Annotated in this window: 14 protein-coding genes; all 14 read left to right on the top strand. The window is 67.3% G+C overall.

Annotated features, from left to right (window positions below; translation table 11 throughout):
• Positions 1-6 precede the first annotated feature (6 nt).
• Genes LGM56_RS06535 through LGM56_RS06470 form a run of 14 tightly spaced genes read left to right on the top strand, consistent with a single transcriptional unit; the run spans position 7 to position 14839 of the window.
• The gene (locus tag LGM56_RS06535) at positions 7-624 is read left to right on the top strand and encodes a hypothetical protein (protein WP_179254906.1); all 618 of its coding nucleotides are present in this window, start codon (positions 7-9) and stop codon (positions 622-624) included.
• Positions 621-2306, top strand: coding sequence for an AMP-binding protein (locus tag LGM56_RS06530; RefSeq protein ID WP_226203642.1), 1686 nt, complete (start codon positions 621-623; stop codon positions 2304-2306). Before LGM56_RS06535 ends, LGM56_RS06530 begins: the two co-directional genes overlap by 4 nt.
• On the top strand, positions 2303-4006 hold the full coding sequence (locus tag LGM56_RS06525) for a glycosyltransferase family 2 protein (protein WP_226203639.1): 1704 nt from the start codon (positions 2303-2305) through the stop codon (positions 4004-4006). The genes LGM56_RS06530 and LGM56_RS06525 overlap by 4 nt, the downstream gene beginning before the upstream one ends.
• Positions 3993-5588 (top strand): HAL/PAL/TAL family ammonia-lyase, encoded by a 1596-nt coding sequence (locus tag LGM56_RS06520; protein ID WP_226203637.1) that lies wholly within the window; start codon positions 3993-3995, stop codon positions 5586-5588. Before LGM56_RS06525 ends, LGM56_RS06520 begins: the two co-directional genes overlap by 14 nt.
• Positions 5585-6013, top strand: a complete 429-nt coding sequence (locus LGM56_RS06515) for an acyl-CoA thioesterase (protein WP_226203635.1) — start codon at positions 5585-5587, stop codon at positions 6011-6013. Before LGM56_RS06520 ends, LGM56_RS06515 begins: the two co-directional genes overlap by 4 nt.
• A complete protein-coding gene (locus LGM56_RS06510) occupies positions 6004-6654 on the top strand; it encodes a LolA family protein (protein WP_226203633.1) in 651 nt (216 codons plus the stop codon). Before LGM56_RS06515 ends, LGM56_RS06510 begins: the two co-directional genes overlap by 10 nt.
• Before the next feature lie 8 nt (positions 6655-6662).
• Complete coding sequence (locus tag LGM56_RS06505; protein WP_226204209.1) at positions 6663-9062, top strand: MMPL family transporter; 2400 nt, start codon at positions 6663-6665, stop codon at positions 9060-9062.
• Entirely contained in the window at positions 9059-10246 is a 1188-nt protein-coding gene (locus LGM56_RS06500) for a beta-ketoacyl-[acyl-carrier-protein] synthase family protein (protein ID WP_226203631.1), read from the top strand. The genes LGM56_RS06505 and LGM56_RS06500 overlap by 4 nt, the downstream gene beginning before the upstream one ends.
• A gap of 1 nt (position 10247) precedes the next feature.
• Positions 10248-10751 carry a hotdog family protein gene (locus LGM56_RS06495; RefSeq protein WP_226203629.1) on the top strand — a complete coding sequence of 168 codons (504 nt, stop codon included), beginning with the start codon at positions 10248-10250 and terminating at the stop codon, positions 10749-10751.
• Positions 10748-11473, top strand: coding sequence for a 3-ketoacyl-ACP reductase FabG2 (locus LGM56_RS06490; RefSeq protein WP_089497139.1), 726 nt, complete (start codon positions 10748-10750; stop codon positions 11471-11473). Before LGM56_RS06495 ends, LGM56_RS06490 begins: the two co-directional genes overlap by 4 nt.
• Positions 11473-12702, top strand: coding sequence for a beta-ketoacyl-ACP synthase (locus LGM56_RS06485; protein WP_089497138.1), 1230 nt, complete (start codon positions 11473-11475; stop codon positions 12700-12702). The genes LGM56_RS06490 and LGM56_RS06485 overlap by 1 nt, the downstream gene beginning before the upstream one ends.
• Positions 12699-13937, top strand: coding sequence for a beta-ketoacyl-[acyl-carrier-protein] synthase family protein (locus tag LGM56_RS06480; RefSeq protein ID WP_089497137.1), 1239 nt, complete (start codon positions 12699-12701; stop codon positions 13935-13937). Before LGM56_RS06485 ends, LGM56_RS06480 begins: the two co-directional genes overlap by 4 nt.
• 32 nt (positions 13938-13969) lie before the next feature.
• A complete protein-coding gene (locus LGM56_RS06475; protein WP_226203626.1) occupies positions 13970-14392 on the top strand; it encodes a signal peptidase in 423 nt (140 codons plus the stop codon).
• 12 nt (positions 14393-14404) lie between these two features.
• A complete protein-coding gene (locus tag LGM56_RS06470) occupies positions 14405-14839 on the top strand; it encodes an excinuclease ABC subunit A (RefSeq protein ID WP_413226755.1) in 435 nt (144 codons plus the stop codon).
• Positions 14840-14875: the final 36 nt, after the last annotated feature.

The following is a 14875-nucleotide window of genomic DNA, read 5'->3' as shown; positions in this document are numbered from 1 at the left end:
ATGCATATGCGAGAGACCGGCATCATCCTGCCGCGCTGGACAGGCGCCGCGCTCAGGGTGATGCTTGCGCTCGCCTATCCGCTCGTCATCCTGTTTGCGTGGCAGGGGATGACGCCGCGCTACATCGGTTGTCTGCTGATCGCGATGCTGTGGCTTCAGCGCACGGTCGGCAAGGGCGCATTGGCGAACGCGCTCAGGCGGCTGACGGTGCTCGACTGGTGCGTAGCCAGCGCATTGACCGGCTTGTCGCTCGCGATCGCGGTGACCGACAGCGAACAACTGTTTCATCTCTATCCCGCATGCGTGAGCGCCGGCTTGCTGGTCGCGTTCGGTGCGACGCTTCGGCGCGGCCCGACGATGGTCGAAAAATTCGCGCGGTCCACGCATCCCGACCCAAGCGCGGAGATCGTCCGATACATGCGTCGAGTCACTCAGGTCTGGTGTGCGTTCTTCATCGCAAACGGCGGTTTTTCGGTCTATACGGCGCTGTACTGGAGCCGTGAATCGTGGGCGCTCTACAACGGACTGATCGCGTACGTGCTGATCGGCACGTTGCTGGCCGGCGAATGGCTGTGGCGCAGTCTGGTCGTATCCGGCCGGCGCGACCGTGCAGGTGCCGCATGATCGCGTTGCACGAGATTCTGTCCGCTCGCGTGGATGCCGGCACGGTCGTCTGCCGCGACGGTGGCGTCGTGCTGACGCTGGGCGATTTTCGCGCTCGCGCGGACGCCATTGCCCGGGCCGTCGAGGCGGCCGACGCGCAGCGCGTCGCGATCTCCACCGATGATCCGTACGACTTCGCCTGCGCATTCTTTGCGGTGGCGGCGGCGCAGCGGGAGATCGTGATTCCCGCCAGCAACGCACCCGGTTATCTCGACGATCTCGCCCATGCGTACGACCTGCTTCTCGATGCGCATGCGCTGGCCGCGTGCGAGCGGGTATCCGGTGCCGAGATCGCGTCTCGCACCATCGGCGAGGCTGCCGCGATCACGCTTTATACGTCCGGCAGCAGCGGCACCGCGAAACCGGTGCGGAAATCGCTCGCGCAGTTCGATGCCGAGGTTCGCACCTTGCAGCGCGAATGGGCGGATCGCGTCGGCGCGGCGGTGACGCTATCGAGCGTACCGCATCACCATATCTACGGATTGCTCTTCAGGATCCTGTGGCCGCTGGCGGCGGGGCGTTCGTTCGACCGGGCGACGGTGATCGAGCCGCTGCAGATGCAGCAGAGGCTTGCCGCCTACGGCGCCGGAGCGGTCGTGTCCACGCCGTCGCAATTGATGCGCTGGCCCGCGTTGCCGGGTTTCCCGATGCACGCCCCCGCGCCGTGCGTGTTCTTCTCGTCGGGCGGCCCGCTGCCTGCCGATGCCGCGACGGCTTATTCGGAAGCCTTCGGCGTGGCGCCATTCGAGATATTCGGCAGCACCGAAACCGGGGGCATCGCGTGGCGGCGCCAGGACGTCTCGTCGGCGTGGCAGCCGTTGACGGGCATCGACGTGCGATGCGACGACGATGGCGCGCTGTGCGTGCGCTCCGCGCATCTCGGCCATGACGACTGGCACCGTACCGACGACACGGCGCACTTCGATGCGTATGGCCGTTTCGAACTCGCGGGTCGGCGCGATCGCGTCGTCAAGCTCGACGGCAAGCGTGTATCGCTGCCGGAACTCGAGGCACGGATACTTCGCCACCCGTACGTCGAGCAGGCCGCGGCCGTGGTGGTCGACGGCGCGACGCGTGCGCACGTCGGCGTGGTCGCGGTATTGACCGAGGTGGGCCATGCGGCGCTTGCCGCCGACGGCCGTATCGCCGTTGCCGCGGCATTGCGACATGACCTGGCCGCGTATTTCGATGCGACCGCCTTGCCGCGACACTGGCGATTCCGGCATGCGATGCCGTTCGATGCGCGCGGCAAGTTGCCGGCTGCGGCGCTCGCCGCCGCATTCGACGTCGCGCCGGAGGGGTTCGAACTGCTCGCGTCGTGGCGCGGCGCCGATGCGCTGAACTACGAGTTGCGCGTGCCGCCTGCGCTCGCCCACTTCGAGGGCCACTTTCCCGGGCTGCCGATCCTGCCGGGCGTCGTGCAGATCGACTGGGCGGCACGCCTTGCCGCACGCGACCTTCCCACCGTGCACGAGGTCCGTTCGATCGATCACCTGAAGTTCAAGGCGCCGGTACCGCCCGGCGCGATGCTGGCGCTGCGCATCGCGTACGATCCGGCGCGCGGATGCGCGCGATTCGCGTTTCGCTGCAATGGCCGCGAATGCACGTCCGGCACGCTGGTCTATGGAGCGGCGGCGAGATGAGCGGCACCTGCATCGTCATCCCGATCTACAACCATCGCGACGCGATCGGCGACACGCTCGCGCGCCTGGTCGTGCACGGGCTGCCGATCATCGTGGTCGACGACGGCAGCGACGTGCCGACGCAACAAGTGCTGGCCGGGCTGGCGCAGCGGTACGCGGAGGCCGTGACGCTGCTGCGCTTGCCCGCTAACGGCGGCAAGGGGGCGGCGGTGATGGCCGGACTGCGCGCGGCGCGTGCGCACGGATACCGGCATGCGATTCAGATCGACGCCGATGGCCAGCACGATGCCGCCGACGTGCCGAAGTTCGTCGCTGCCGCGAAGGTCGAGCCGGATGCGGTGATCCTCGGCCGGCCCCGTTTCGACGACAGCGTGCCGAAAGCCCGCCTGTACGGCCGCTACCTTACGCACGTATGGGTATGGATCGAGACGCTGTCGATGGACATTCCCGACGCGATGTGCGGCTTTCGCCTCTACCCAGTCGACGCCGTCTGCGAACTGATCGACGCGGTATCGATACCGACGCGCATGGCGTTCGACAGTGAGATCCTCGTGCGGCTGCACTGGCGGGGGCTGACTTTCAGGACGATCCAGACGCGCGTCGTGTATCCGCCCGACGGCGTGTCGCATTTCGACGTATGGCGCGACAACCTGCGCATCAGCATGAGCCATACGCGACTCGTCGCCGGGATGCTCGCACGCGCGCCGCTGCTGCTGGCCAGACGGCTAGTCGGGCGGCGCGGTGCGGCGGCGCCCGGGCACGCTCGCGCATGGTGGCGAACGCCCGAACGCGGCAGTCTCGTCGGCATGAAATTGCTGGCGCTCAGCTGTCGCTGGTTCGGCATCGGGTTCACGTCGATCTGGCTTTATCCGATCGTCGGCTATTTCGTGTTGACGAACCGCGCCGCGCGCACCGCGTCGTACGCGTATCTCGCTCGACTGCAAGACACGGACGCGGCAGCGCCGAAGCCGGGCTGGCACAGCGCGTACCGGCACATGCTGGCGTTCGCCCAATCGGGATTCGACAAATTTGTCGCGTGGTCGGGCCGGCTCGACGCATTCGACGTGCGCTTCGACGATTCGTCCGCGTTCGACACGCTCGCGGCGAGCGGCCGAGGGGCGCTCGTGATCGGCGCGCATCTGGGCAACCTGGAGATGACGCGCGCGCTGGCGTTGCGCGACGCGCATACGAAGGTGACGGCGGTGGTGTACACCGAGCATGCGAAGCGTTTCACCGGCGTGCTGGCCAGAACGAACCAAGACTTCGGCAAGCAACTGATCGAGGTGACGGACTTCGGGCCGGACACGGCGATGATGATGCAGTCGCGTATCGATGCGGGCGAGCTGCTCGTGATCGTCGGCGATCGCGTGCCGCCTCGCGACTCGGGCAAGACGGTCGACGCCCGCTTTCTCGACGCGGCAGCGCCGTTTGCGCAGGGTCCGTATGTGCTCGCACACGCACTTGGCTGCCCGGTCTATCTGTTCTTCTGCCTGAAGGAAAGGCGGGGCTACCGGCTCTATTTCGAACCGTTCGCCGAGCGGATCGAGCTGCCGCGCCGGGAGCGTGCCGGCCACGTTGCCGAATGGGCGCAGCGCTATGCGTTGCGTCTCGAACACTATTGCCGCAAGGCACCCTATCAGTGGTTCAATTTTTTCGATTTCTGGGCGCGGCCCGACGGAGGCCCGCGTGGCGGAGCATGATTTGAAGGACATCCCGGCCGCCGCCGGCCCGCAGACGTGCCGGGCGGCCGTCGTAGTGGGCGGCCGGCATCTGACGATCGAGGACGTCGTCGCGATCGCACGCGACGGCGTGCCGGTCGCGCTGAGCGGGGAGCCCGGCTGGCGTGCGCGCATCGAGCGCGGCGCAACCTGGCTGCGCGACTATCTCGCGAGCGGGGGCACGCTGTATGGCGTCACGACCGGATACGGCGATGCATGCGTCGTCGAGGTGCCTGCGTCGCTGGTTGAAGCGTTGCCGTTGCAGTTGACCCGTTATCACGGGTGCGGAATGGGCGACCGGTTCGATGCAACGCAAACGTTGGCGATCATCGTCGCGCGGCTCAATTCGCTCGCGTTCGGCTACTCGGGCGTCAGGCTCCTGTTGCTCGAGCGGCTGGCCGATCTGGTGAACTACCGCATCCTGCCGCGCATTCCGTCGGAAGGCTCGGTCGGCGCAAGCGGCGATCTGACGCCGCTGTCGTACGTCGCCGCTGCGCTGGTCGGGGAGCGCACAGTCGTGTTCGACGGTGGCGAACACGACGCGCGAGCGGCCTGGCAAGCGATCGCGCGTGCGCCGCTGACGCTCGCGCCGAAGGAAGGGCTTGCGCTGATGAACGGCACGGCGGTCATGACGGGGCTGGCCTGTCTCGCGTTCGCGCGTGCCGACCATTTGACGAGGATTGCCGCACGCCTGACAGCGCTGACGACCGTGGCTCTCGACGGGCGGGCGGGGCATTTCGACGCGCGGCTGTTCGACGCGAAACCGCATGCGGGGCAGGCCGAGGCGGCTGCGTGGATACGCGCCGATCTGGCCGGACGCGACGAATCGCCGGCGCGCCGGCTGCAAGATCGCTATTCGGTGCGGTGCGCGCCGCACGTGATCGGCGTGGTGCGCGACGCGTTGTCGTGGATGCGTCGCGATATCGAGAACGAGCTGAACAGCGCGAACGACAATCCGCTGATCGATCCGGACGAAGGTTGCGTCCTGCACGGCGGTAATTTCTACGGCGGACATATCGCATTCGCGATGGACGCGCTGAAGGCCGCGGTAGCCAACCTCGCGGATCTGATGGATCGCCAGCTCGCGCTGCTGGTCGACGACAAGTTCAGCAACGGGCTGCCGCGCAACCTGACGGGCGCGGCGCCCGATCGTGCCGCGATCAATCACGGCTTCAAGGCCGTGCAGATTTCGTCGTCTGCGTGGACGGCGGAGGCGCTGAAACATACGATGCCGGCAAGCGTGTTCTCGCGCTCGACCGAGTCGCACAACCAGGACAAGGTCAGCATGGGCACGATTGCCGCGCGCGATTGCCTGCGCGTGCTGACGCTGACCGAGCAGGTCGCGGCCGCGCACGTGCTGGCCTCCGTGCAGGCCGTCCGCCTGCGGCTGCGCGACGATCCGGAAACGCAGCTTTCGTCCGCGCTTCGGTCGTTCATCGACGAAGTGGGCCGCGAATCGCCACCGGTGATCGAGGACCGGCCGCTCGAAGCGGAGTTGCGCGCGCTGACTGCGCGCCTTGCCGCGTGCGCCCCGATCGGTGCATGGCATGGGGAGGCGGCATGAACGAATCCCGCTCGCCGTTGACGGCGACCGCTCGCGTCGAGGTCCTGTTCCACGACGTCGACGCGATGAACGTCTGCTGGCACGGTCACTACCTGAAGTTCTTCGAAAGCAGCCGTGCCGCGTTGCTGCGCCTGATCGACTACGACTATCCGGCGATGCTCGCGTCGGGCTACATGTGGCCTGTCGTCGAAGCGCATCTCAAGTACGTGCGGCCGGCCACGTATGGCCAGCAGCTCGACGCGCGCGCAACGCTGCTCGAATTCGAAAACCGGCTGAAGATCGGCTACGAGATCGTCGATGCAGGCTCGGGCGAGCGCTTGACGAAGGGCTATACGGTGCAACTGGCGATCGACGCGACGACGCGCGAGCTGCAATTCGTGTCGCCGCCGGCCTTGATCGAAAGGGTGCACGCGCAATGGGCCTGAACGTATCCCGCAGACGGTTGACCGCGATGCTGGCGGCATGCGTGGCGCTCGCCGCCGGTCACGCGGCGGCCGCGCCGGCGTCGAGCCCGGCGAATGTCGCGCTGGTGCCGGAAATCGCGGCTCGACTTGCACGTGTCGGTGCGATTCGCGCAGATTTCCGCCAGACCCAGACACTGTCGGCGATGAAGCAGCCGCTCGTCAGCACCGGATCGATGCTGTTCGACCGTGCCTCTGGCGTCGTCTGGCGTATCGAAACGCCTTACAAGGCCACCTACGTGATTACCGATGACGGCGTGCGCGAAGTGGGTGCCGACGGGCGGCTCGTCGCACCTGGCGGCAGCCGTGGCGTGGCACAGGTAGCGCGAATGATGCGTGGCATGCTCGGCGGCGACCTGTCGGCGCTGTATGCCCAATTCGATGTCGACGCGAGCGGAACGCGCGAACGGTGGCGGATGGTCCTGCGGCCGAATCAACCGCAGCTCGCGCAGGCGATCCGCACGCTGGAGATGAGCGGTGGCGCTTATCTGGGCCGGCTCGACATGACATTCGCGAACGGCAACGTGACCGTGCTCGAATTTTCCCGGCCGACGCCGGTCGACGGCCATGCCTCGGTCGAGCGCGCGTGGCTGGAGGCGCGTTGATGAACACGATGAGCGAGGGGGGCGACGTATCCGCCGGGCGAGCCAGGCGACGCTTGTTGTGCGCCGCGTGGTTGCTCGTCGCACTGGTGGCCACCGGTTACAACCTCTGGCGGTTCAGCGGACCGTCGCCGCTACAGACGAATCTGCTCGCGCTGCTGCCGGCGACCGAAGCGAATCCCGTCGCCGAACGGGCCGTCGAGATGCTGGGCGAAGCGCTCGGCAATCGTACCGTCTATCTGGTGACCGACCGGGACGCCGCGCGCGCGAAGGCGGCCGCGAAGGCGTTCGGCGCGCGGCTTGCGGGCAGCGGCGCCTTTCGTTCGGTGACGGTCGAGGTGCCGCCGTTCGACCTGTCGCAGATCGCGGCCACGTATTTGCCGGCCCGCTTCGGCCTGCTGACGGAAGCGGACCGTGCTTCGCTCGAACGCGGCGACGCCACGCTCGCCGATCGATTGACCCGGCGGCTCTATGCGCCGCCAGTCGATGGCCTGCAGACCGGCGTGGCGGACGATCCGTTCGGCTGGCTCCAGCACTGGCTCGGGAACCTGCCGCTGACCACATCGAATCTGTCGCTCGAAGACGGCATGCTGGTCGCGCATCGCGACGAGGCGACGGGCGTGCTCGTGATGACGTCGCTGGCGGGCTCGGCCTACGAGTCGAAGGTCCAGCGCGCGGTGCGCGACGCAACGGCCGACGCGGAGCATGCGCTCGCGGCCGACTATCGCGGCGTCCGGGTCGATCGGGCCGGCGCCGTGTTCTATGCGGAGGCGGCGCGCGCCAGCGCGGAGCGCGACGTGCATCTGATCGGCGCGGTTTCGCTGGCCGGCATCGCGCTGCTGCTGATGAGCGTGTTTCGTTCGCCCCGCCTGCTGGTGCTCGCATTCGCATCGACGGCCCTCGGCATCGTTTGCGCGCTGGCCGTGACGCTCCTCGTGTTCGGCAAGCTGCATTTGCTGACGCTGGTATTTGGCGTGAGTCTCATCGGCGAGGCCGTCGACTATTCGATTCAGTATTTCGTCGCCTATCTGTCCGCAGGGCGGCAATGGGACGCGCGGCGCGGAGCGGCCGCGGTGAGGCCGGCGCTCGTGGTGGCGCTGGCAACCAGCCTGCTCGGTTACGCGATCCTGATGTGGGTGCCGTTCCCGGCGCTCAAGCAGATCGCGTGCTTTGCGATCGTCGGGATCCTGAGCGCGTTCGCTGCCGTGACCGGCTTCTTGCCGCTCATGCTGACACAGGCGCCCCGGCGCGTGCCCTCCCGCGTTTTTTCCCGCGCAGTGCGTGTGCTGCGTGGATGGCAGTCGCTGCTTGCCGGCCGGCGCGCGGTGGCGGTCGCCGTACTGGTCTCGCTCGTTGCGATCCCGGGCTGGGTCGCGTTGCGCAGCGATGACGACATTCGCTTGCTGATTCAGCGCGATACCGGTCTTGCGCGTCAGGAAAACGACATCCGCGCGGCGGTCGGGCTGGCGAATACGGCGCAGTTCTTCGTCGTTCAGGGGGCGACGCCTGAAGCGGTGCTCGAGCGCTCGGAGTCGCTGGTCGCGGCGCTCGATTCGCAACGAGTCGGCCGCGTGCAGTCGGTCGCGACGTTCGTGCCTTCGGCACAGCAGCAGGCGCGCAATCGTGCGGTGCTGGAAGCACGTGTGTTTGCCGATCCTGCTGCGTTGCGCGCGACCCTGGAACGCGCGGGGCTCCGCAACGATGTTGCGGATGCGTGGATCCAGGCCTTTTCCCGTCACGCGGCGACGACGTTGTCCGTCGACGCCTGGTTGACGGCACGCTGGTCGGCGCCGTTCCGGCATCTGTGGCTCGGTCGGGTCGACGGTGCCGCGGGGCCGGTCTACGCGGCGCTGGCTATTCCCGAGCGGGTCGATGCGGCGAATGCGGCTGCACTTGCCGCAGTAGCGCACGGCCTGCCAGGCGTGTCGTGGGTCGACAAGGCCGCCAGCGTATCGAACCTGTTCGGTGCGTATCGCGTCGATAGCGGCCTCTGGCTGGCCGGCGCGCTGATCCTGGTCGCGGCGCTGCTGATGTGGCGATATGGCGTGCGCGGCGGCATCGCGACGACGCTGCCGGTCGTGTTCGCGATCGGGCTGACGCTGGCGGTGTTCGGTTACGCACGGGTGCCGCTCACGTTGTTCAACTGGCTTGCGCTGATGCTGGTGCTCGGCGTGGGCGCCAACTACGCGGTGTTCCTGCGGGAAGGGTGCATGCGGGACATGACGGATCTCGGTGCGGTGTGGACCGGCGTGCTGCTGTCCGCTGCGACGACGCTGTTGTCGTTCGGCATGCTGGGTGCCAGCGCGATGCCCGCGTTGCGCAGTTTCGGCACGACGCTGGCAATGGGCATCGTATTTTCGGTGCTGTTCGCACCGCTCGCGACGCCGTTCGGGAAGGAGAGCCGGACATGAATCCGACACGCGTGGCGGTCTATCTGTCGGCGCCCGGCATGATCAACGCGCTCGGCGCGTCGACCGACGATATCGCGGACGCGCTGCGCGCCGGCATCGCGCCCGGTATGGCTGCGTATCCGGACGCCCCTGGCGGGGGCTGGGTCGGGCGCGTACGTTCGGCGCTCGAGGTGGCGCCGCCGGCGTCGCTGGCGCATTTCGATTGCAGGAACAACCGGCTGCTGCTGGCTGCGCTCGCGCAGATCCGCGCGTCGGTCGATGCCGCCGTTGCGCGTTACGGGCCTCGCCGCATCGGCGTCGTGATCGGCACCAGTACCTCCGGAATTCAGGCCGCCGAACAGGCGTTTGCCCAGCGCGCGGCAACGGGCGCGATGCCCGACGGATTCGACTACCGGCAGATGGAGATCGGCACGGCTGCGCCGTTCGTGCGGGCCGCGCTGGGTGTCGCGGGGCCGGCCTATACGCTGTCGACGGCATGCACGTCGGGCGCGAAGGCATTTGCGGCCGCGCGCCGCCTGCTGCGGCTGAATCTGTGCGATGCGGTTGTCGTGGGCGGTGCGGATTCGCTGTGCGAGCTGACGCTGCAAGGCTTTGCGTCGCTCGAATCGGTCAGCCCGGCGCGGACCAATCCGATGAGCGTCAACCGGAGCGGCATCAATATCGGCGAAGGTGCCGCGCTGTTCGTGATGTGCCGCGACGAAGGCGCGGTGCGGTTGGCGGGTGTCGGCGAGTCGAGCGATGCGCATCATATTTCGGCGCCGGATCCGGCGGGAGACGGCGCGGAACAGGCATTGCGCGCCGCGCTCACGGACGCCGGCGTGCGGGCTGCCGACATCGGCTACCTGAATCTGCACGCGACGGCGACCCGCCTGAACGACCAGATGGAGGCAAACGTGACGGCGCGGGTGTTTCCGGACGGCGTGCCCGCGAGCGGCACCAAACCGCTGACAGGGCACATGCTCGGTGCGGCAGGTGCGACGGAGCTCGGATTCGGCTGGCTGGTGCTGGGCCGCGGGCTGGCGTTGCCGGCGCACGTGTGGGATGGCGAGCGCGACCCCACGCTGCCCGCGCTCGATCTCGTGCAGACCGAGCGACGCCTGGCCGTCGGCGTGGTTGGGCAATACGTGATGAGCAATTCGTTTGCTTTCGGCGGCAGCAATGCCAGCCTGATTTTGGGGCGCTGACATGCACACTGGTTCGTTGATCGACGCGCTGCACGGCGGCACGGAGATTCCCGCCGGCGACGTGCGGGACGTGCTGCCGCATCGCGGCACGATGTTGCTGCTCGACGCGATCGGGCGCTGTTCCGAGGCCGGCATCGAGGTGAGTGCGATTGCGCGCCGCGATGCATGGTACGCCGACGCCAACGGCGCGATGCCGGCGTGGATCGGCATCGAGTTGATGGCGCAGGCGATCGCCGCGCATGTCGGCCTGCTCGCCGCCCACGCGGGCGGTCGAGCCAAGCCGGGCGTGCTGCTCGGCGCCAACCGCTATGTCGCGCATCGTGCCTTGTTCGATGCGGATACGGTGCTGCATATCGTCGCGCGTGAACTGTTGCGCGGCGACGAGGGGCACGGTGCGTACGAGTGCGCGATTCATGCCGACGGCGTGTGCTGCGCCGAAGCGATCGTCAAGGTGTACCAACCGAACGATTTTCAATCTTTTATCGAAGGGAGCTTCAATTCATGACTCGGCGAGTACTCGTGACCGGCGCGAGCCGCGGCATCGGCCGGGCCGTGGCGCTGCGTCTCGCGTCCGATGGTTTCGCGGTGACGGTGCATTGCCGTACCGGCCGTGACGATGCGGAAGCGGTGGCAGGCGCGATTCACGCGCAAGGTGGCACGGCGAGCGTGCTGCAGTTCGACGTGCGGGACCGTGCCGCTTGCCGACGCGAGCTGGAAGCGGACGTCGAGGCAAACGGTGCGTACTACGGCATCGTCTGCAGCGCGGGCGTGACGCGAGACGGTGCGTTCCCGGCGTTGTCCGAAGAGGATTGGGACGTCGTGATCGAGACCGGGCTGGACAGTTTCTACAACGTCGTCCATCCGTTGACCATGCCGATGGTGCGCCTGCGGGGCGGCGGCCGGATCGTGACGATCGCGTCCATATCGGGCGTGATGGGCAATCGCGGCCAGGTCAACTACAGCGCGGCGAAGGCGGGCCTGATCGGCGCGACCAAGGCGTTGGCGGTCGAACTGGCGTCGCGAAAGATCACGGTCAACTGCGTCGCGCCCGGGCTGGTCGATACCGGCATGCTCGACGACGTACCGCTCGAGCACGCGTTGAAGACCGTACCGATGGGCCGCGTCGGGCAGCCCGACGAAGTCGCGGCGGTGGTCGGTTTCCTGATGTCGGACGCGGCGACCTACGTCACCCGGCAAGTGATCGGTGTCAATGGCGGGATGGTGTGATGAAGCGCGTGGTCGTAACGGGGATGGGCGGCGTGACCGCGTTCGGCGACAACTGGCCGGAAATCGAAGCGCGCCTGAAGGGCGCGAGGAACGCGGTGCGGCGCATGCCCGAATGGGACTGCTACGAAGCACTGCACACGCGGCTCGCGTGTCCGCTGCCGGGCTTCGTGCTGCCGGGCACATATCCGCGCAAGAAGACGCGTTCGATGGGGCCGGTCTCGATGTATGCGGTGCGGGCGAGCGAGCTGGCGCTGGCTGACGCGGGGCTGGCCGACGATGCGTCGATCCGGGACGGTCGCATGGGCGTTGCCTATGGGTCGTCGTCGGGGTCGGTCGAGCCGATTCGCGCGTTCGGCACGATGATCGAGACCGGATCGATGCGGGATGTGACGTCGAACAGCTATGTGCAGATGATGCCGCACACCACGGCTGTCAACGTCAGCCTGTTCTGGGATCTGAAGGGCCGGATCGTGCCGACGTCGTCGGCGTGCGCCTCCGGTAGCCAGGCGATCGGTTACGCGTACGAGGCGATTGCGACCGGGAAGCAGACGTTGATGCTCGCGGGCGGTGCGGAAGAATTGTCCGGCCCGGCGGTCGCGGTGTTCGATACGTTGTATGCGACCAGCACGCGCAACGATGCTGCGAACCTGACGCCGCGCCCGTTCGATGTCGACCGCGACGGCCTGGTGGTCGGGGAAGGCGCGGCGACGCTCGTGCTCGAGGAATACGAGCATGCGATCGCGCGTGGCGCAGTCATCCATGCGGAAATCGTCGGATTCGGCTGCAATTCCGATGGCGCGCATATCACGCAACCCACGGCGGAGACGATGGCGGTCGCCATGAGGCTCGCGCTTCGCGATGCGCGGCTCGACGCCGGGGCGATCGCCTACGTGAACGCGCACGGCACGTCGACCGATCGCGGCGACGTGGCGGAAAGTCACGCAACGGCATTGGTGTTCGACGAGCGCATGCCGATCAGTTCGTTGAAAAGCTATGTGGGCCACACGCTCGGCGCGTGCGGCGCGCTCGAAGCATGGTGGACGATCGAGATGATGAAGCGCAACTGGTACGTGCCGACCCTCAACCTCGACAACGTCGATCCGGCCTGCGCGCCGCTCGATTACATCGTCGGCGATGCGCGTGCGATCGATGCCGAATTCGTGATGAGCAACAACTTCGCGTTCGGCGGGATCAACACGTCGCTGATCTTCAGGCGGGTCGCTGCGTGAGGGCATTCGACAATGCGCGGACGCGCGTCGTCGTCACGGGGCTGGGCATCGTGTCGTGCCTCGGCAATTCGCTCGACGACGTATCGGCCGCGCTGCGCACCGGCCGTTCGGGCGTGAGCGGGGTCGATGCATGGCGCACGCGCGGCTTTCGCAGCCAGGTTGCAGGTGTCGCATCCGTGGGCTCCGCTACACCGTTCGCGCGCAAGCACGAGCGCTTCATGGGCGATACGGCGCGCTTTGCCGCGCATGCAACGGCCTGGGCGCTCGACGATGCGGGGCTTGATCCCGCGGCCCTTCGCTCGCCGCGCGCGGGTGCGATTGTAGGCTCGGGCATCGGGTCGATGGCCGATTACGACGATGCGATGGCGATCGCGTATCAGCGCGGCGTCGACAAGACGCCGCCCTACGTCGTTCCGAAGGCGATGAGCAGCACGGCATCGGCGTGCGTCGCGCAGTTGTTCGGTATCGAAGGCATTTCCTATTCACCGTCGTCGGCCTGTACGAGTTCGACCCTGGCGATCGGGCAGGCCATGCAGCTGATTCGGTCCGGTTGTCAGGACATCGTGCTGGCAGGCGGGAGCGAGGCGCTGCACGACAACATGACGCTGATGTTCGACGCGATGGGCGCGTTGTCCGGCAGCTTCAACGATACGCCTGCACAGGCGTCGCGCCCCTATGCGCTCGGCCGCGACGGTTTCGTGATCGCGTCGGGTGCGGGCATCCTCGTACTCGAATCGCTCGATCATGCGCGTTCGCGTGGTGCACGGATTTACGCGGAGTTGTCCGGCTTCGGTCAATGCACGGACAACGCGGGCATGGCGACGCCCCATGCGCCCGGAATCGCGCGCGCGATGCGCATGGCGCTGGACGGGGCGGAGCGGCGCCCGGACTACGTCAACACCCATGCACCGTCGACGCCGCTGGGCGATATCGAGGAGCTGAAGGCGCTCGACGACGTATTCGGTGGCGACCTGCCCGTGTTCTCGTCGACGAAAGGGATGACGGGGCATCCGCTCGGGGCCAGCGGCGTGCACGAGGCGATCTACACGATGCTGATGATGCGCGACGGTTTCATCGCCGGGACGGCCGTGGGCGATGCACCGGATCCGGCGGTCGCCGGCAAGCCGCTTGTGCATGCCGCGCGCGAAGCGTCGATCGAGCGTGCGCTGTCGGTGTCCTTCGGGTTTGGCGGCAGTTGCGCAAGTGTGTTGTTGGACGCCTGGAAGGGCGATTGAAGTGAACGTACTGAGATGAGAGGGCAAGAACCATGAAGCAGAAGGGATATCTGGCCGGCATGCTGGTCGTGGCATCGTTGCTGGCGGGGTGCGGGACGGTGGTTCGTTCGCTGCCGTTGCCGGCGACGGCAACCGCGCCGGACGCGAGCGGTGTCGCGATCTATTTCGGCGAACAGTCGCATCCGGAGGTCAAGACGAATCTCGGTCCGCGTTCGGAGTCGGCGCGAGTGCGGCGTGCGGAAGCCGAGCAGCCGACGTGCGACCAGGCGCTGACCGAAGCGCTGAATCGTCTGCGTACCTATGCGAAGGGGCATGGCGGCAATGCGGTCATCAACGTGACGACCCGCTTTCATGAAAAGCGCTCCAGCTCGACGACCGAATACACGTGCGGCGTAAGCGGCAGTGCCGGCGCGATTGCGGTGTCGGGCGACGTCGTGCAACTGAACGCGCAATAAGGCGGGGGCGACGTGAAATACCGCATTGCGATGGCATTGCTGGGTGCGGCGCTGGCAGTGTCGCCGGCGCATGCACGGGACACGATCGGCAATTATCCGATCGCGGACGCGTTGAAGAGCGGGGACGGCAAGCTGGGCGAAGACGTCGCGCTTTATTTCGGCGACCAGTCGCCTCCGGGCATCGCCAAGTCGTACGGCTCGTTTGCGACCAACAAGAAGACCAACGCGTTCGGCAAGAGCGACGAGGAGGCGTGCCGACACGTATTTCTGTCGGCCGTGATCGAGCTTCAGGCGCGGGCGCGGAAGGAGGGCGGTAACGCTGTCGTCGGCATCAAGAGCAACTACCGCAACGTTGCGCGGTCGAGCACGACCGAGTACACCTGCGGGGCCGGGGCAGTCGTAGCCGGCGTGGCGCTCACGGGCGAGGTCGTGATGCTGAAGCGGTAAGCGGCGGCGTGCTCGTTGGCAGGAGCCGGCCGTGCG

It is taken from the genome of Burkholderia sp. AU38729, assembly GCF_020419725.1.
Taxonomy (GTDB): Bacteria; Pseudomonadota; Gammaproteobacteria; order Burkholderiales; family Burkholderiaceae; genus Burkholderia.
Note: the sequence above shows the minus strand (reverse complement) of the source record. Positions and strands in the feature narration are given on the sequence as shown.

Bases quoted from the DNA above. Each gene is read 5' to 3' on its own strand.
- LGM56_RS06535 (WP_179254906.1), top strand. From the start codon at position 7: ATGCGAGAGACCGGCATCATCCTGCCGCGCTGGACAGGCGCCGCGCTC.
- LGM56_RS06530 (WP_226203642.1), top strand. From the start codon at position 621: ATGATCGCGTTGCACGAGATTCTGTCCGCTCGCGTGGATGCCGGCACG.
- LGM56_RS06525 (WP_226203639.1), top strand. From the start codon at position 2,303: ATGAGCGGCACCTGCATCGTCATCCCGATCTACAACCATCGCGACGCG.
- LGM56_RS06515 (WP_226203635.1), top strand. From the start codon at position 5,585: ATGAACGAATCCCGCTCGCCGTTGACGGCGACCGCTCGCGTCGAGGTC.
- LGM56_RS06510 (WP_226203633.1), top strand. From the start codon at position 6,004: ATGGGCCTGAACGTATCCCGCAGACGGTTGACCGCGATGCTGGCGGCA.
- LGM56_RS06505 (WP_226204209.1), top strand. From the start codon at position 6,663: ATGAGCGAGGGGGGCGACGTATCCGCCGGGCGAGCCAGGCGACGCTTG.
- LGM56_RS06500 (WP_226203631.1), top strand. From the start codon at position 9,059: ATGAATCCGACACGCGTGGCGGTCTATCTGTCGGCGCCCGGCATGATC.
- LGM56_RS06495 (WP_226203629.1), top strand. From the start codon at position 10,248: ATGCACACTGGTTCGTTGATCGACGCGCTGCACGGCGGCACGGAGATT.
- LGM56_RS06490 (WP_089497139.1), top strand. From the start codon at position 10,748: ATGACTCGGCGAGTACTCGTGACCGGCGCGAGCCGCGGCATCGGCCGG.
- LGM56_RS06485 (WP_089497138.1), top strand. From the start codon at position 11,473: ATGAAGCGCGTGGTCGTAACGGGGATGGGCGGCGTGACCGCGTTCGGC.
- LGM56_RS06475 (WP_226203626.1), top strand. From the start codon at position 13,970: ATGAAGCAGAAGGGATATCTGGCCGGCATGCTGGTCGTGGCATCGTTG.